Annotated in this window: 16 protein-coding genes; 4 read left to right on the forward strand and 12 right to left on the reverse strand. The window is 43.6% G+C overall.

Features of this window, described 5'->3' with window-relative positions; genetic code table 11:
* Window positions 1–18 precede the first annotated feature (18 nt).
* From hisG to hisB, 3 genes are all read left to right on the forward strand, one after another.
* Complete coding sequence (gene hisG, locus EO93_RS12065; RefSeq protein WP_048135369.1) at window positions 19–888, forward strand: ATP phosphoribosyltransferase; 870 nt, start codon at window positions 19–21, stop codon at window positions 886–888.
* 89 nt (window positions 889–977) lie between these two features.
* The gene (gene hisA / locus EO93_RS12070; protein WP_048162725.1) at window positions 978–1,715 is read left to right on the forward strand and encodes a 1-(5-phosphoribosyl)-5-[(5-phosphoribosylamino)methylideneamino]imidazole-4-carboxamide isomerase; all 738 of its coding nucleotides are present in this window, start codon (window positions 978–980) and stop codon (window positions 1,713–1,715) included.
* Between the two features lie 153 nt (window positions 1,716–1,868).
* Window positions 1,869–2,444 (forward strand): imidazoleglycerol-phosphate dehydratase HisB, encoded by a 576-nt coding sequence (gene hisB / locus EO93_RS12075; RefSeq protein ID WP_048135366.1) that lies wholly within the window; start codon window positions 1,869–1,871, stop codon window positions 2,442–2,444.
* Window positions 2,445–2,578: 134 nt separating this feature from the next.
* Here hisB and fdhD read toward each other — a convergent pair whose 3' ends face one another.
* The 5 genes from fdhD to EO93_RS12100 all read right to left on the reverse strand — a co-directional run bounded on the left by fdhD (window position 2,579) and on the right by EO93_RS12100 (window position 7,404).
* Window positions 2,579–3,322 carry a formate dehydrogenase accessory sulfurtransferase FdhD gene (fdhD, locus tag EO93_RS12080; protein ID WP_048162726.1) on the reverse strand — a complete coding sequence of 248 codons (744 nt, stop codon included), beginning with the start codon at window positions 3,320–3,322 and terminating at the stop codon, window positions 2,579–2,581.
* A gap of 65 nt (window positions 3,323–3,387) precedes the next feature.
* Window positions 3,388–4,833 carry a hypothetical protein gene (locus EO93_RS12085; protein WP_235284240.1) on the reverse strand — a complete coding sequence of 482 codons (1,446 nt, stop codon included), beginning with the start codon at window positions 4,831–4,833 and terminating at the stop codon, window positions 3,388–3,390.
* Between the two features lie 9 nt (window positions 4,834–4,842).
* Window positions 4,843–5,787 carry a hypothetical protein gene (locus EO93_RS12090; protein WP_048162727.1) on the reverse strand — a complete coding sequence of 315 codons (945 nt, stop codon included), beginning with the start codon at window positions 5,785–5,787 and terminating at the stop codon, window positions 4,843–4,845.
* A 38-nt stretch (window positions 5,788–5,825) separates the two neighbouring features.
* Window positions 5,826–6,809 (reverse strand): type IV pilin N-terminal domain-containing protein, encoded by a 984-nt coding sequence (locus EO93_RS12095; RefSeq protein WP_255350227.1) that lies wholly within the window; start codon window positions 6,807–6,809, stop codon window positions 5,826–5,828.
* A 112-nt stretch (window positions 6,810–6,921) separates the two neighbouring features.
* Window positions 6,922–7,404, reverse strand: a complete 483-nt coding sequence (locus EO93_RS12100) for a type IV pilin N-terminal domain-containing protein (protein ID WP_048162876.1) — start codon at window positions 7,402–7,404, stop codon at window positions 6,922–6,924.
* A 301-nt stretch (window positions 7,405–7,705) separates the two neighbouring features.
* Here EO93_RS12100 and EO93_RS12105 point away from each other — a divergent pair, with 301 nt between their 5' ends.
* Window positions 7,706–8,158, forward strand: a complete 453-nt coding sequence (locus EO93_RS12105) for a type IV pilin (RefSeq protein ID WP_048162729.1) — start codon at window positions 7,706–7,708, stop codon at window positions 8,156–8,158.
* An 832-nt stretch (window positions 8,159–8,990) separates the two neighbouring features.
* On the opposite strand, the gene EO93_RS12115 is transcribed toward EO93_RS12105, so the two are convergent.
* From EO93_RS12115 to EO93_RS12145, 7 genes are all read right to left on the reverse strand, one after another.
* Window positions 8,991–9,812, reverse strand: a complete 822-nt coding sequence (locus EO93_RS12115) for a hypothetical protein (protein ID WP_235284242.1) — start codon at window positions 9,810–9,812, stop codon at window positions 8,991–8,993.
* Between the two features lie 313 nt (window positions 9,813–10,125).
* Window positions 10,126–10,578, reverse strand: coding sequence for a type IV pilin N-terminal domain-containing protein (locus EO93_RS12120; RefSeq protein ID WP_048135359.1), 453 nt, complete (start codon window positions 10,576–10,578; stop codon window positions 10,126–10,128).
* A 110-nt stretch (window positions 10,579–10,688) separates the two neighbouring features.
* Window positions 10,689–11,729 (reverse strand): type IV pilin N-terminal domain-containing protein, encoded by a 1,041-nt coding sequence (locus EO93_RS16965; protein WP_235283020.1) that lies wholly within the window; start codon window positions 11,727–11,729, stop codon window positions 10,689–10,691.
* A gap of 17 nt (window positions 11,730–11,746) precedes the next feature.
* Window positions 11,747–13,738: a type II secretion system F family protein gene (locus EO93_RS12130; protein ID WP_048162878.1), complete on the reverse strand. Its 1,992-nt coding sequence runs from the start codon at window positions 13,736–13,738 to the stop codon at window positions 11,747–11,749.
* A gap of 10 nt (window positions 13,739–13,748) precedes the next feature.
* Window positions 13,749–15,425: a type II/IV secretion system ATPase subunit gene (locus EO93_RS12135; RefSeq protein WP_048135357.1), complete on the reverse strand. Its 1,677-nt coding sequence runs from the start codon at window positions 15,423–15,425 to the stop codon at window positions 13,749–13,751.
* A gap of 418 nt (window positions 15,426–15,843) precedes the next feature.
* A complete protein-coding gene (locus EO93_RS12140) occupies window positions 15,844–16,548 on the reverse strand; it encodes an RAD55 family ATPase (RefSeq protein ID WP_048135355.1) in 705 nt (234 codons plus the stop codon).
* A gap of 234 nt (window positions 16,549–16,782) precedes the next feature.
* Entirely contained in the window at window positions 16,783–17,964 is a 1,182-nt protein-coding gene (locus tag EO93_RS12145) for a cysteine desulfurase (RefSeq protein WP_048162731.1), read from the reverse strand.
* Window positions 17,965–17,995: the final 31 nt, after the last annotated feature.

The raw sequence follows: 17,995 nt of genomic DNA on the forward strand, positions 1-17,995 counted from the left end.
TATTAGAGGACAGAGCAGATGATTCGCATTGCAATACCCAATAAAGGGCGCCTTCACGAACCCACAATGTCTCTTTTTAAAGATGCAGGGCTTCCCATTAGCGGAGGAGCCGAAAGCCGAATACTCTTTGCAAAAACTACGGACCCTGATATTCATATTCTCTTTGCCAGGGCTGCTGATATACCTGAGTATGTACAGGACGGAGCTGCAGATGTAGGTATTACCGGAATGGACCTGATTACGGAAAGAGGGGCAGATGTTGAGGCTCTTCTGGACCTTAAATTCGGGAGAGCAAGCCTTGTTCTGGCGGTCCCTGAGGACTCCACTTTCCAGAAAGCCCAGGATCTTGAAGGCAAAAAAGTGGCAACCGAGTTTCCGGAGATCACGCGCCAGTACTTCAAAAACCTTGGAGTTAACGTTGAAGTTATAAAGGTCAGCGGGGCCTGCGAAATGACTCCTCATGTGGGAATTGCGGACGCCATTGTAGACATTTCAAGCTCAGGGACAACTCTCCTGATAAACCACCTGAAAGCTATCGACACAGTCTTTTCTTCAACTGTTCATCTGATCGCTAACAAAAAAAGCCTCAGGGAAAAGGACAAAATTCTGGATATAAAAACTGCACTCGAAAGTGTGCTCAATGCAAAGAATAAGCGATATTTGATGATGAACGTTCCCGAAGCTTCCCTTCAAGCAGTAAAAGAGGTTCTTCCGGGAATGTCGGGTCCAACAGTCATGAAGGTTGAGTCCAGCAAATCTTCTGCAGAATCGTTCCTTGCTGTTCATTCAGTTGTGGACGCAGACCTGATCTTTACCCTGGTAAACAAGCTCAGGAAGGTCGGTGCAAGGGATATACTTGTCGTCCCCATCGAAAGGATCATGCCCTGAAAGGAAAATTACCTGGAATAATTACAGACATAAAAATAACCGAAAAAGAAGATGGTTTTCTTGCAGATATGCCGGAGATGTGGTTTTCTATGGCTTTTGAAGTGATTCCTGCAGTGGATATGAGAGGAGGAAAGTGCGTTCAGCTGGTGCAGGGTGTGCCTGGCAGTGAGCTCGTATCCCTTGAGGACCCTCTCGCAGTTGCCCTTGACTGGGTCGGAAAAGGGGCAAAGACCCTTCATCTGGTAGACCTTGACGGCGCAATAGAAGGGGACCGAAAAAACGCTCCCATTATCGAAAAGATAGTCCGGATATGCCGGGAGAAAGGCGTGAGTATCCAGGTTGGAGGAGGCATCAGGAGCTTTGAAGATGCAGCTTCCCTTCTTGAGCTTGGGGTTTCAAGGGTAATTCTCGGAACCGCCGCCCTCCAGAATCCTGAACTTGTAAAACAGCTTTCCAGTGCCTTTGGAAATTCATGTGTAAACGTTGCGCTGGATGCAAAGAACGGGAAAATCTCGATCAAAGGCTGGACTGAGGAGTGCGCGCAAACTCCTGTCGAAATGGGCAGGAAGTTTGAAGAGCTTGGGGCTGGAAGTCTTCTTTTTACTAATATCGATTCCGAAGGCCTGATGCAGGGAGTAAACCCTGTTCCGACAAGGGAACTTGTAGAATCGGTCAGCATCCCTGTAATTGCATCCGGAGGGGTAAGCTCTCTGGAAGACCTTCAGGTCCTGAAGAAGACAGGAGCCGCAGGGGTTGTGGTAGGCAGTGCCCTTTACATGGGCAGGTTCACTCTTGAAGATGCGATTAAGGCTGTCCTCGGTGACTGATCAGGCTGCTTGTTTTGACTTCTTAAGAGGCCTTATTCATCAGCCCATTTTCCTTATTTTTTCCGGAGCAAACAGAATATCAGGGACAAGCAAGGAACAGGTAAGCAGCTACATACAAAGTATTTAATTATTTTAAAAAGAATGTGAGGGTGTATGAGAACCGGCAGAATCTCCCGTAAGACAAAGGAAACCGATATCCAGCTTGAGCTTAACCTTGATGGTAATGGCATTGCAGATGTCAGTACAGGGATTGGATTTTTTGATCATATGCTTACTTCTTTTGCAAGGCATGCCGAGTTTGACCTTAAAGTGCGTGCCGAAGGCGACCTTTATGTGGATGAGCATCACCTCATTGAGGATACGGGAATAGTCCTTGGAAAGGCTCTTGCCGAAGCTCTCGGGGATATGGCAGGAATCGCCCGTTTCGGGGAAGCCAGAATCCCAATGGATGAAGCTCTTGCCGAAGTTGCCCTGGATGTCGGCGGGCGCAGCTATCTTGTCCTGAAAGCCGATTTTGTTGCCCCGCAGGTAGGGCAGTTCAGTACCCAGCTGGTGCGGCACTTCTTCGAGACCCTCGCCTCAAATGCGAAAATTACCATACACGCCAGTGTCTACGGAGATAACGACCATCACAAGATCGAGGCTCTCTTCAAGGCTTTTGCCTATGCCATGAAACGGGCTGTAAAAATCGAAGGCAACGAGGTAAAAAGCACGAAAGGAACTCTCTAACACCCGAGTTGCGCCACCCGAGTTGCGCCACCCGAGTTGCGCCACCCGAATTGCGCCTCGGGAGTACGCTGTCCTTTTCGCTACGCTCAAGAGGACTATCTTATAGCTTAGTTTGGCGGCAATTTTCTTAACTTTTAACTCGTTTCACTTTTTGATTTGTTCGTTTTGACCCGCCACTCATTTGCAAATACCAGCATTGATTCTGGCCTTAGCTGTCCCACGAGGCACATGTTCGCTGTTTTTGCAGCCTCGACTCCGGAGTCAAAGGGCATGGCTTTGGTGGCGACAAGGGGAATTCCTGCACGTGCGGCTTTTGTAATCATGTAGGCAGGCTGCCTGCCGGTGGAGAGCATATAGAGCTGTGACAGGTCAAGCCCCTTGAGGAATGCGGTTCCTACTACCTTGTCCACGGCGTTGTGCCTCCCGATATCGACAATCTGCGCTGCAAGCTTTCCTTTTCTGTCTATAAGGGCTGCAAGATGGGTTCCTCTGGTTAGCTTGTATGTCTCAGATTCTAGATGATCTGTGCCTGTAAAAAGGGCTTCGGGATCAAAAACAGCATCCGAATCTACGAAAATATGTGCCCTGGATGCCTCATCTCGCGGGGTTCGGCTTTCCTTTTGAGTCAGGATATGGACCTCATTACCTTCCACCTCAACCCCTGCAATCTCTTCGTAACTGATAGCTCCCTCTGTTATCAGGTGCCCGACTGCGAGCTCTTTTAGCTCAAAAGGAGAGGAAAAAAGGGTCGTAAAAGGTTTCCCATTCAGAAAAAGTTTAACAGTGACTTCCCTTGCAAGCAATACTTTAGTGTCTTCGGTCCTGCCGTCGGAATGGATTCTTCTGGCAGGGTAAGGAGTGGTGTATCTCTCAGGCATATGGATCTGGATTCCGCTTTTTCTGTATAAGCGGATATAGTCTCCATATGCCTTTTTCTTTTCCGTCAGTCTAAGCGCACTGCGAGGTAATCGATATGGAAATTTTTTCCATTGTGAGGATTTATATTTAAATAATATGTAAGGTCCGAAGGATCAGTTATATTTATTGAAGTTGTTTCGTTATACAAATAATACTCTTTACCATTATTATCACCAATGAGGACACCATGTTCAGGTTTGTTTCCTGCTACATTCATAGTTACTGATGGGGAAGTATAGTCGAGTTTATAAATCATCCTAATAGTTGCCGATTTGGGTTTGGTGCTGAATCTCGTAAATGAACTAAACCTGAAGGTGTCTTCGAAAGGAGTCTCCATAGGGTATTTAACTTCATTAGGTTCATAACTTTTATCATCATAGTCTTTAAGATATACGTTCCCCACTTCTGTGGGGAAAACGAATCCCGGTTTATAATCCTTCAGCGGAAGAATCTCTGTCTCATTATCTGATAATTCAAACGTATACCAGGTACCCAGTTCCATCACATTTCCGCTTCCGCTAGGCAAGGCTCCACCAGGCAAGGCTCCTCCTCTTCTTCCAAGTTCCGCACAGAGTACGGTTTGATTGACGTAAATATTGTAGGTTTTATTGCCGGTGGGAAGGACAGAGAGGCACACGCAGCTGGAATCTGGATAAGTGATCTTGTAATCAGTATCGTATTCGAGTCCTGCATCTTTTGCCGTATTGTTGAAGTAAGTGGCCCAAGCATCTACATAGTGGGTGGAAATGCTTAGGTTAAAAGTGTTTATAGTCTCGTTCGCTTTCATGTACACGTCAGTATTCAGAACAGGGTCTATCAAGCATCCTGTAAGACTTAGGGCAGTGAGGGTGCTGGAAGAGACAGATTCGGGTCCCCCTGTAAGGTTGATGGCATTAAAAGTAACTGTATAATTACCCATATCTTCAGTTATATTGAATAAAGGATCGTGTTTCATCTGGGAATTCTCACCCTGTGCAAGGATAAGGGCCCCGTTCTCGTACCTGAAAACCTGATCGGGGTATTGCTTGTTTTCTGAATAATAGGTGACACCCCCACAGTGAACTGGGTCAAGGGTATGATTGCCGAAAGTTATACTCATCGTACATTCTTCAGTATTTACTGCAAGCTTACTATTAGATTTGGAGGGTTCGAATACCGGGACATCTCCCCCTCCCATGCTGAAAGGAACAGTTGCGGAAAGACCATATGGATAATTGATATCCGAACTCATGAACCGGGTGAATATGTCTGCCCTGGTTTTCACGTCCTCCATATTGCTCCATGCATCATAACTATAGTCTCTTTCCGCATTAGTTTTCCATTCCGGAGCATAATTTAGTTTGACCACGGAGATTATAGTGAATGCAAGTCCCAAAAGCAGTACAGCCGCAATCGCAATTGCGGCTGCGGATTCGGATTTCAATAGGTTTTTCCGAGACATTTCTTCCTTTCCCCTTGTTTCCTGGTTCACTATATCAGCTTAGATTCCTATTCCCGGTTCTACCTTTACTTTTGTCTTACTCACATAGAGCCTGTTCAAACCCTTTCCACCTGGCCCAGAGATGAAAGTTAAATTCACATTGTTTTCGTTTTGGGTAAGTGTAGTATAACCAGTTATCCTTGCATCTGTTATTGTTTCATTGAGATACAGGTACCAGGCATCAGGGTGGTCAGTATTAATCGTCAAAGTGAAGGAGCTGATGTTGCCTAAACTGTCCTTATCGCTGTCATAGAGGGGTTTAAACTCTTTGCCAGTGAGGCGCAGAAAGCATCCTGTATTCGAGGATATGACATCGGCTGGTGAATTTATACTTTTAGCGATCTCCACAAAGTGTATCGACACATCATATCCATTTGCCGGCGCTCTGGAGAAGCGAATCGAAGGGTAAAGCATCATCGAAGACCTTTCCCCCTGGGAAAGGATCAAAGCTCCTCCTTCGTAAGTAAAGTCCTGATCCACATAATACCTGTTTTGTGAAGAGTAGCTTACAGTACCGTATTGGGTTGTATTGCTCCAATTCCCCGATTCGGATACTGCGGTTACCTTCATTTTACATTCTTCCTTGTTTACTACCGAAAGAGTCCCGCTGGACTTTATAGTCCCGATAAGCGGGACATCTCCCCCTCCCATATGGAAAGGTACGTTCATAGTAATAGTGTTCGAGGAATCTGGGTCTGATGCCAGGACTATGGTCATTAAGTCAATTTTTGATTTTAGATCTGCCATGTCCTCCCAGACATCGTTCATATGGGAATACTCTGCATCGTTCTTCCATTCCGGGATGTATCCAATCCTGACTACCGAGAATACGCTAACTATGATTGCCAGTAGCAAAACTGCCCCTACAACCGTTGAAGATGCAGATTCCGAACGGAAAAAAAAGGGCTTGCTTTCCTGTGAATTTTTTGAAATGTTCTCTTTCATATGCTTAAACCCCTTCTCTGGATTCCCTACTTCATGAGTTAATACTCCAGATGGATACCTATGAAATCAATCCAGCCCTCTTTATCAGCTGGCTCAGCTGCATTCGGTGTGGTCGATATCTTTACTTCGATATTTTCCAGATCCGTGGAATTTTTGATAAATTGAGTTATGTCGAATTCTTTTTCTACAAACTCACTGGTGACGGATTCATTTCCCTTTTTGGGGAGCTCATACACGATCTCCGGGACATTATTGATTTCCAGTACCAGTTTCGCACTCTGGTCGTGTATTCTATAAACGATTTTCAGGATAACTTTGGAAAATGATGTGTCTTCCGAAAGGCCCAGCTCTTCCAAACTGCCAAAAGTAAAACTTTCGTAGATAGTTATATTTTTTGGAAAGTCATTCTCTGTGTAGTACCCGTCGCCGATTTGATGAACTACTTCTGGATCCCACCAATGGTCTTTCTTTAAACTATCATACACACTTCCATAAGGATAAGGGGTTATCCAATCGGGCAGCTCTCCGTAGTCTCTCCAGAGAATTGTCTTCTGAATCACCTGACTGGACGCGGTGTGCACGAAGTAGAGATCGATGGCATCTGCTTCTTCAATATTAACCTTACTGCTGGTGTCGATTACAATGCAATCCTTGAGCTCAAATACATCGTCAGAGGACAGGTTGCCATCTGGGTCAAGGACTTGGAATTCAGACATGTCGAATTCTGCCTGTTCCCCGTCAACGTTGAGTATTATCTTGATGTCTTCAAGATCAATTGGCTCTCCCCCGCTGTGGAAGATCTGCACTTTGTCTTTTGACCTGTCGATATTTTCCTGTAGGTTGGTATGTGGAGTATGTGGGGGGTCCATTGATCCCTCATCTGAAAACACTGTAAGAGCGACTGCAGAAAAAGCCAGCACAACAATAGCTATCATTAACACCGCCCCCATTACCTCTGAGACTGCCCGGCAGTCCCGGGTAAGTCCCCTACACTTTTTATTCCCCTCCGCGATAAAAGTCACCCTCTACAAAATTCTACACTGTCTCATGCATTGTTATTTATTGGATATTAATTTGTCTATTAAATGACCTCTTAAAAATAGCAAGAAATTTTTAACAATCTCCTAACTCTCTTCAGAGTATTGCTTTCTTAATCACCTGTCTGGATTCCGTGTGTACGAAGTAGAGGTCGATGGTGGCATTTACACCTGTGATATTTATTTTACTGCTGGGGTCGATTACGATGTAATCTCCGAGCACAAAGACGTCGTCAGAGTTCAGCTTGTTGCCTTTGGGGTCAAAGACTGTAACATTAGAGTCAGACATATTGAACTCAGCCTGTTGCCCGTCAACGTTGAGTATTATCTTGATGTATTTGAGGTCAATTGCCTCTCCACCGATGTGGAAAATTTGCACAGTATTAGTGTCAATGTCAATGCTTTCCTGCAGGTCAGTTTTTGGCGTATGAGGTGGATTCATTGCTCCTCCATCTGAAAACACTGTAAGAGCGATTGAAGAAAAAGCCAGTACAACTACAGCTACCATGAGCACCTGCCCTATTACCTCTGAAACTGCCTGGCAGTCCTGCCCAAGTGCCCTGTATTTTTTACCCTCCACGATAAAAATCACCTTCTATAAATTTCTTGCCTAACTTCCTATAATGTTGGTGATTGAATATTAACCTGACTGTCTTAAAATAATTCTTTTCTTCCTTTGAGTTCTCCGGGTAACTATTATAAAAAATAAGTAACATAATTACTAAATAATATCAGATAGTCCCAGCAAAAATTTATATACGAATGAAGAATATCTTTGAGTGCAGTTATAAAAAGTAGTAATTGTAAATATGTGTGTTAAAGTGTTAAAATTCAGACAGGTTGTCCTGTCTGGATGTCTTTAATTCAGGAGGGAGTAACATATGGATCTCAAAAAAATATTTAGGAACGACAGGGCAGTGTCCCCGGTAATCGGTGTCGTGCTGATGGTTGCAATCACCGTCATCCTCGCCGCCGCAATCGGTTCATCTGTCTTTGGGCAGGGACCTGCAAAATCAGCACCGCAGGCGAACATAGATATTAAGGCATTTAACCTCAGTGGTACTACTGGCACCTTGAAATTCGAACACCTTGGTGGGGATCCAATAAATTTTGCATTAAATACCACTACAAAAGTGCTCGTTGAAATCGATGGGACTTCTAAAGAAGTGAATGCTTCTAGTCTTAATACTATTGAAGTTGGGGCTGTAAGTACTTTAAAAATAGAGGGTCCTAGTGCCTCGTCGATATCAGTCACGTCAGGAGTTCCTGTAAAAGTAAAGGTCATTGACGTCCAGACCAAACAGCTGATCTGCGACAAGACTATAAGGTTCTAAACTCAAATGGAAAGCACCTTCTTCAGGTGCTATCCTTTCTCTTTTCTTTTTGTTACTTTTCTGGATTAAGCTTCCTTTTGTGCCCCATCAGGCTTTTAAGTTTTGTCAATCTATTTTACTTGCCGCAGGTATTCTCACAAAACAACTCTCTAGGTATCGTTTTTGTATGTCTAATTATTTCCTGGCGGCTCAAAAGCTGAATGGAAATTTTACAGTGAGGTCACTGAGGTTGAAATGGATACTATGTGCATGTCTAATAGTTATGCAGGAAAAAAGACAACTAACTTATGACTTGATGCGGCGGGAAACTATTGTGAAACATCATATTGTGATGGCCGAAAATCTTTGTTTTCAGAATTACAGACTGCCGCAGAATGTATGAAGATTATTTTTGGTTCTTCGTGGGATCTCAGATCTTCGATTGTGATAATAATAAGTTTAATCCTGCGTAGCTGCCGTTTCAAAATCATTTTCCTGAGCACCATGGGCACTTTTTCTGGTGCAACAGTATTCTAAACTTCTTTTGCAGAGAACAAATGGCGGGGTTAAAATAATTATATCAAAATAAAATTAAAATCGCGCATATATTTTGTTAATAAGTGAGTGTTTTTTTTATACTCCTAAGTAGTTCCTCGTCTAAACTATTCATTAATTTTTTGCACGTTTACTTAAATTATATATTTATCCACAAATTCTTCTTCTCTCAGTAACTTCTAGCGAATGATATATAAAATTGGATCTTCAATATATAACGTTTACAAAAAACATTCTAAAAATAAAAATAATAATTTTCATTTTTTACCTGACAATTTTTACGTATGTTCACAACTTATTAAATCCCGGATTCGATTTTTATCATGGCATTATAGGCTTTAAAATTGATAGTTCTATTATTTTTCGGGGGGAGGGAAAAGGTGACCATGTGGGGGTCGGTGCTGAGGTCGTAGTCCGTGCCTTTCTGGAGGGTACTCTCTCTGGCTAAATCTTCAAAATACTTTTCCCAGGCTTCCGTGTTTTCTGTGTAGATTGTAAGGTTCACGGATGTGACGTTAGCTTTTACAGTTTCGTTTGCATTATTAAGGGGATAGACGGGCCCGAAGTCTTCGGAAGTCAGCCTTATGTCCTCTATGGTGTTGCTGGCCATTACACCGCGTTTTCCTTCGAGGGTCACAGCCCGTACTGAAAGGTTCACGGAGGAGATGCCGGTTCCATTTTCTAGCACAATTCCCGGGGAAAGTTTCATCATGGACCTGTTGTCTCTGGCGACGATCAGGGCTCCATTTTCATAGCAGTAAGTTTCGTCCACGTAATGGATGTTAGTAGGCCGGTATGAGACCGTGCCGGTATAAGCTAGAGTATTATTGCTGTTGTATCCCACCTGATCATCAGCCACGACTATCAACATGCCTGAAACGTCGTTGTTTACGGCAAGGGTCCCGCCTGTTTTCATGCCTCCTAGAAACGGCACATCAGCCCCTCCCAGCTGGACAGGGTTGTTCAGCACGATCCTGGCATTAGGGTTCATCTCGAGCCCTGCTGCCAGAATGTCAACGTTAGACTTGAACCTGGTCATATCCTGCCAGACGTCGGACATGTGAGCGTATTCTGCATCCTCTTTCCAGATGGGAACGTAGTGGAGCTGAATTGTCGTCATACTGGCAACTATAATCCCGAGCAGCAGGGCTGCGGCAACAGCGGCTGCTATCCCCTATTCGGACTTTTTAAATGCTTCAAAACTTCTCGTTTTCATTTTTTCCCCTTCTCCCGTTTATTTTTTAATTTACATACAACGCCGTGTAGTCTACATTAAGGTCATTTCCGGAATTTCCAGTTTCTGTAATCACCAGCTTCATCTTGAAAATTGCCCGGGATATGGTGTTATTTATACAGTTGGATGGGTCGGTTTAATAAGCCTCGATTGAATCATGCTTTGAAAGGCTCTCATCATCCCATTTTTTGAGTTTTTCTCAGGGAGATAGCTGCAAGTTCTGGATAACTTCTCTTGAAGGAGTATCGATAAGGTACACATTTATTTCATCTCCTTCTTTGATGTCGATTCCCCATTCTCCCAATGTGTTAATCTCTATTTCGTCTCCCAGCTCCCATATGCTCCGGTTTCCCAGATTCGTATATATCTGGGACGAGGAGTAAGTGTGCCGACTTCCATTGATGTTTACCGCTATTTCAAGAGATTCAGTATCGATAAACTCTCCTCCGTTGTGTTCCAGGTAGATTGTATCGGTCTGTGCATCCATCCATTCTTTCACCTGTGTGTGGGGGACGTCAGCCGGTCCGTTGTATGAAAAAATGGACACGGCAATTGAACTGAGAAGGATAACTGCTATTGTCGTCATCAGCACCTCCCCCAGGACATCCGAAACAGCACTGGAGTTTTCAATGAGTTTTTTTACGTCTGACAAGCCGATCTCACCATCCACTGTTTTTTCATTTTTTTAAATAGTAATAAGTCTCTTTTTTCAAAGTCCTGATTAAATCCGGTCTCAAAATTCTATCCTGAATTTTACTCACTTTATATGTTATCTTCTTCTACCCATAACCCCATGTAATCGATGTTTAACTCTTTCTCTGAGCTTGCAGCTGCTGTTGTTGAGGCTTCAATTCGTACCTTAAAATTAGCGAGGTCGGCAGGGGTATTGATGCAATATGTCAGGTTTATATATTCGGATTCAAAGTCAGAAGTGTGTGTCGGAAGACTTTCTTTGTAGTATACCCATTCCCCATGCCCATGCTCGTCGGTGTCATAGAATTTGAGTTTAATATTATCGGATGGGGAGTTATCATGCGTATAGTAAACGATCTCAAGGGTCACGTTACAGAAAGTATCCCCCGGTCTGACCCCGTAGGCCATTGGCTTGATCCCGAAATCTAATTCTTGATATATACTGGTGTCTATCACATCTTTCGGGAGATAATAAGTTGTGCAGTTTTTGTTTTCGTTGGCTTTTTTATATTCATCTGCACTACTATCTTTAGAATTTACCTGCCAATTCTCTCCATATCCTTTCTTTGATTCATCTTTTGCTGATGAGGATGTATCCGTTATTTCTCCCATCGGGGTGAGTGTAATTGTGAATTTTGGCTCATTTTGAAACCTTGTCGTAAGTCTGCTTTTCTGGATCAACTCATTTGATGGGGTGTCGATCAGAACTAATTCCACTTTGTCGTTATTTTGTAGGTTAACCTTCCATGTGCTCATCGTATTGATTTCAATAGTATCCCCAATTTTCCAGACACTGCTGTTTCCCAGGTTTTCGTAAATTTGTGAGGATGTGTACACATACTTCCTGCCGTTAATATTTACTATTATCTCGGCATCCTCAGTGCTTATGGGTTCTCCTCCATTGTGTTTCAGGTAGATCGTGTCAGTGGAAATGTCCATAATTTCCTGGACATTCGTATGGGGGACATCATCAGGTCCATCCTGTGCAAAAACAGAAACACCCAATACGCTAAGCATGATTACTACTATGCCTACGAGAAGGACCACCCCCATTACTTCCGAAACCGCCTGCTCGTCAGATGTCATCTTTTTTTCAGTTCGGTTAAGCACCGAAATCCCCTTTCCCTTTATACCATGAATGTAAAGACCGCGTAGGTAATTATCATCATACTTACACTGTACTTCAGGCCCATGTATACTGAACCCTGCCCCATTTTTCCGGCAATAAGTCCGGAAGCAAAAGCCTGGACAAGAGCTGAGTGGTACATGAGCATCGTGTACTCTTCGATGTTGAAGTAGCCGTTTCCTATCCCTCCGTATCCCCCTATTCCCTGAGACGAACTCTTGAATGATGCACTTTCCGGGAAGAAGTACACAGCCAGGACGTAAACGATGAAAAGGAAGACGAAAAAGGCTACGTAGATGGTGACGACGTAGACCACCATTTCCGAAGAGCGCTCTTTTTTCAGCCTCTCATCACCCTTTACCTGTTCTGCGGTAATGGAGAGCACACTTTTAAGGTCGCTTGTAGATTCGTTTGCTTTTATAAGAGTATGGAGAACCCTGGTTGATGTAGCGGTCCGGATGCTGTTTTCCAGCTTCATGAGGGCTCTTGAAGTAGAAGTTCCCCAGGCGAGGTCTTCCTTCAATTTTTTAAGTTCCTTGCTAAGGATACCCATCTTGGATTCTGCCATTATTTTTAAGGAATTTGAAAGCAAGATTCCAGATTCGTTCATGCTTGAAAGGTTCCTCAGTAAATCAGGCATTCTCTCATCAATCTTACGCATCCTCCAGGCCCTTATCTCATAAAAGATGATAAAGGGGATCAGGGCAATGACAATAAAGATAATAATGTAATCATCAATTCCGGTAATTATCTGGATGCTGGTGTCGCTGATATGGGAAAAATTCGGATTAAAGTGGAAGTTAAAACTTAGTTTATCCTTAATCGTCTCCGGCAGATGGGCAAGATAGTAAAGTCCAAAAGGAACCCCAAAGAAAAATGTGTATCTGGGTTCCTCCCGGATAGTCCTGTAAGGGTTGAACACCAGGTCTCTGATATTGTAAAGTTGTCTGTATAACTGGAATTTTTTATTCCTTTCTTTCTCTTCTTCGACGCTGAGTCCGGAGTCTATCTCTGGAATATCGGAAAGGTTCATGGAAAAACCGGATGTACCGGACTTTTCCGGGCTCATGGAGAGTTCTCCCACGGTATCAAGGAGCACCACAAAAAGCAGACTTGAAAGAGGTATTATCACGTAAATAAGCATGTAAAGGATCTGAGCTGAAGCCGGCCGGAAAAACTGCAGCACTACAAGGGTTGTCATTATGAATAATGGGCCTGCGACAAGCACGGTCACATAGACTTCTGCAAGGACATCCAGCCTCTTTAACAGGTTACGGTTTGCCAGTTCCGCCATATCCTGGTACTGCTCGGACTTATTTCTTATGTATTCGGTTATGATCCCGCTGCTTGAAACAAGGATCAAGCCGTCAATAAAATCCTTGAAACGGTCCGAGGGGGTGCGTTCCTTTGCTTCCTTAAGGGCACTTATAAAATCCTTTCCCAGGTAGTCCATATCCCGCACAATGTAGGAGATTTCTTCCGCGCTTGTGCCAAATATATGGGTATACTTACTCAGAGACCTGAAAACATCATAGATTGACATTCCGCCCCTTGTCAGGGCGTACATGTAAGTTACCGCCGGCAGCATGGACTTATCTATACAGGCGTTCCGGATATCTGCCTGAAAATAAGGATATATGTATGCCACACCAAAGACTGTAAGAAAACTTATAATAAATACCAAAAGAGCGACTAAAATCGCAAGTAAATAAATGTACTCTTCTGCAAATCCTGCCCTTGTAGAATCCACAAAAAGGCTGAGTCGAGAAATAGGGTCTCCAAAGGTTTTCAGCCCGAGCCATAACCCGAAGATTCCTCCGATTATGCCTGCAAATATCGAATACATGAAGGCGGATGCCAGGTACTGGTCCACTGATATTGGAATATGGGATTGGCGTATCTTTACTTTGAGCTCCTGGAAGCTTTCCTTATTTTTGTAAAAGAAGTTTCCAAAAGTTCTGTATGCCAGTTCGTCCACAGAAGTGTAAGTCATGTTCCCCCTCTTAAGCAACCATATCCTGTATCATACCTTGCAGGGTGTCGTTTTCTATACCTTCCATGACCATTTTCGGATAACTCTGATATGCCTGCACTACAAGGGATACCTGGATGTAACTCCTCATATTTTTCTCATACAGGTAGGTAAGGATCTTTCTCCTACTCTCGATCTCGTTTCTCAACTGGCCTGTATCCCATCCTCTTACGTGCATGATGTCCTGCATGAGATAGGAGTCCCCAACTTTCAAGAAGCAGTCTTCAGAAGGTTCCCAGTTGAAAAGTTCGTTAATGCCAAGGTCTCCTGTCTCAGGGTCAACGTTAAGGACTTCTACAAGGCTCCTTGTTCTCCTTACCCTTTTATCTTCTATGTACACCTGTTCCTGGATACAGAGCACATCAAGTGACTGCAGCATAATCTGAGGCACATTTATGGGTTCGTGGGTAAGCCTGTTTATAACAGTCTGCACATCTCCTGCGTGCATTGTCGAGCTTGTTGCATGTCCTGTTGACATTGCCTGGAACAGAGTAAGAGCTTCACTGCCTCTGACTTCACCCACAATGATGAAATCCGGACGCTGTCTCAGGGAAGCCCTTAAAAGGTCGTACATGGAAACTTCCCCCGTAGCATCTGCGGCAAAGCTTTCCCTTGAAATACCCGAGACCCAGTTGTTGTGGTAGAGTAAGAGTTCCCTTGTATCCTCTATAGAGACTATCTTGGCTGTGGAAGGCATGAAAAGGGACGTGGCGTTAAGCATTGAGGTTTTTCCTGAAGCCGTCCCTCCTGCAAAAAGCATATTGTAGCCGTTTTCAATGACCAGCCAGAGGTATACCAGCATTTCCATATCGCACGTCTTAAAGCCGAGCAGGTCGATAGGCGTTATCGGATCTTTTCTGAACTTACGGATAGTAAACGAACTGCCGCGGGGAGTGATTTCTCTCCCTAACATAGCCTGAAGCCTTGACCCATCATGGATTGTTGCATCAACGATTGGCTGGCTGACAGAGATGTGCTTGTTATTCAGCTGGCACATCTTGATTACAAGGGAGTCAAGCTCTTCTTCTTCAAAAGAAATATTACTTTCAATATTGAGATATCTTGTATGATAAATATAGAGCGGAACTCCGACACCGTCACATGATATGTCTTCTATATAAGGATCATAAAGAAAAGGATTTATTTTTTCATAACCAAGCAGGTTTCTTCTGAGGTAATACATTATCCTGTGAATGGTCGAGGCTGAAATTTCAGCTTTATAACGTTCAAGAAGGAAAAGGGTTTTGTCCACAAGGAGCGCGTCTTTTTCTATTTTAGAGGTTGTAGGGTTCAAAACCAGAATGTCCTGAAAATCCTCGTAAAGTCTTTCGAGCAGATCTTTTTCAAACTTTGTGAGGGCAGGTTCAACAAGCCTGTAGTATCTTGTTTTACGGTCTTCCAGAATCGATACCAGAGCATAAGGTTCTTGAAGCCAGTACCTTTCTATTTCCTTAAATTCTTCAGGCACTTCAAACACTACAAGAGGTCCGTCTTTTTCCTGGTCGTACGTCGGCATGCTTCTCAAAGGCTTATCAAAATGACTTTTAGCCCTTTTTAATATCTCTGAGATGGAGTTACTATCGCCTGTTTTCCCGAACAACCCCGAAATAAAACTTTTCTTTTCCGAGATTTCTATTACTTCATCCATACTCTCGCCTTCAGATTTCTCCTTATGCTATGTATGACTCAACATCTTATAAAATCTTCCTATCATGCCTCTACATCTTTCTAAACTTTCATCTTTTGACACATCTGTATAAATCCATTTTTTCTTCTTTTAGCCCATTTTTTTAGATATTTTGGCAAGTAATAGATATATTTATTTAGAATGTGGCTAGTAAACTTTTTTATTAAGGCATCGGGTTACTTTAAAATAGGGGCAATTTGGTAAAAGGTTAAAATCCTATACTCTCAGAGTCCGAAAATAATTATAAAATAAGATCTTGCAGGACTGTAAAATCTGATGTGAACTCGTCAACTGTCATAGCTCTTTCACAAAGGCTAAAAATTCAAGAAAAAGATTTTTTGAGAAAAGGTTTTCAGCTCTTTAAATAGTTCTCAAAAACTTATTTGTCTCTTATCCCTGAAGGAGTAAGCCCAAAGAAGAGCTTTTCGCCGGAGAGATCCGTACCCCTCATTTTTGTAACTGAAAGCATATGTGATAGTTTTCCGTTTGCAGTTTCTTCTTTTATTTTCAGTTCTATTTTTCCGAACACAAGATAATCTGCAAAACCCTGATGCTGGTTATGGGCGCGGTCGTCCATGAGAAAAAGAGATGTGCAGCCATGTTTTGCCAGGATGCTGTAGATGGCATCAAACTTACTGAGGGCTTCATTACCCACACAATTACGTGTTTTGGTAAGAGCTCCAAGGCTGTCCAGGACCACAATGTCTACATTTTCAGCTAGATCTTTGACCCTCCCAACCCGGTCTTTTTCTGCTACTTCAAGCCCTTTTCCCAGGCGGGACGAAAAGAGCGTCTCCTGAATCCTGCTTTGAAATACATCTTCTACCACGAGCAACCCGGAATCAATAAAAGGTTCAAGGTCCATCCCCAGCGATTTTGACTGAAGGATAATATCTTCCAGAAGTGCTCTTGTAAGGATCAAAAGCCCCCTCTTTCCTGCGGAGCAGTTGCTGTACAGGAAATGTGTACCCATTATCGTCTTTCCCGAACCCGTAGGTCCTGTGATAAGGATACCTTTTCCCCTGGGATAGCCCCCTCCAAGGAGTGAATCAAGGCATTCTATTCCGCTCGTTATTCGTTCCATTTATCTTGCTCCTGAAAATAGTTAGGTTAAAGCAACTTATTTATATTTCGTATTATGTACTGATATTCTCCAGTACCTGTATTAAAAACAATCTCTTAAAATTAAGGAACATACGCCAGAATGTAGCGTATCTTCTACTTAAATGCCTGATGAAGTTTTCAGGATGCGGTTTTTCTGGATACGGTTTTCAGATACCCTTTCAGAAGAAACCTTTTTTCAGGATACAGGTCTTTTTCAGGATACAAGGGCTTTGAGCGCGTTGACTGCATTTACAAGTATATCTACTTCTTCTTCTGTGTTGTAGAGTGCAAAGGAGGCTCTTACAGTGCTGTCAACTTCGAGGAAGCGGGTAATCGGGATTGCACAGTGGTGTCCACTGCGGACGCAAATTTTTCTTGTCTGGTCAAGGATCAGGGCAACATCGTGAGCATGAAGCCCTTTCACATTAAAAGGCACAATCCCTGCCCGGTTTTCAGGCCCATAAACCTCCACGTGCTCGAGTTCCGAGAGCCTCTTTGCAGCTTCCCCGGAAAGTTTCTCTTCATGCTTTTCAATCTCGGAAACCCCTATTTTTTCCACATACTCCACTGCTCTCCCAAGCCCGATAACCCCTGGAATATTCGGAGTGCCGGCTTCAAAACAGGCAGGGGACGGCTCAAGTGTGTATGAAAGCCCGCTGACGTCCGAAACCGTACCTCCTCCTACTGAGGCGCTTTCCAGCACATCAGGTTGTCTTATATAGAGTACGCCAGTTCCCTGAGGGCCAAGCAGCCCTTTGTGTCCTGCGGTTGCAAAAAAGTCACAGTCAAGTTCTTTTAGATCCACTGGCATATGTCCTGCAGACTGGGCGCCGTCAATAAGTGTTTTTACCCCGTTTCTGCGGGCAATTTTCGTAATCCTGTTAACATTCTGAATAGAGCCGAAAACGTTTGAGATCTGAGTTACAGCGATGAGTTTTGTCCTGTCAGTGAGGGCATTTTCTATCATCTGAGGATCAATTATGCCTTTGCGGTCCGGGCTTACAACTGTTACGTTTACCCCTTTCTTCTGCAGGCGCAGCCAGGGCAGGAGGTTTGAATGGTGCTCGAGCATGGTTGTAATGATGTGGTCTCCTGCCTCCCAGGGATAACTGGTTGCAACAAGGTTGACCCCTTCGGTTGTATTTTTCGTAAACACGGTCTTTGAAGGATCTGCATTCAGAAAACGGGCAACAGTCTCCCGTGCATCTTCATAGTGATTTGTGGTCTCCCTGGCAAGGCGGTGCGCTCCTCTCCCGTGGTTGCCTGCATACCTGTAAAAGTATTCAACCATGGCTTCAACTGCAGGTATCGGGGTCTGCGTAGTCGCTGTGCTGTCCAGGTACACAACTTCTTTTAAAACAGGAAAATCTTCACGGACCGCATATACATCGTACATGCTTCTTTTCTAGGAATGAGAACTAAAAAAA

Origin of the sequence: Methanosarcina sp. 1.H.A.2.2, assembly GCF_000979975.1 — an archaeon.
Lineage (GTDB): Archaea > Halobacteriota > Methanosarcinia > Methanosarcinales > Methanosarcinaceae > Methanosarcina.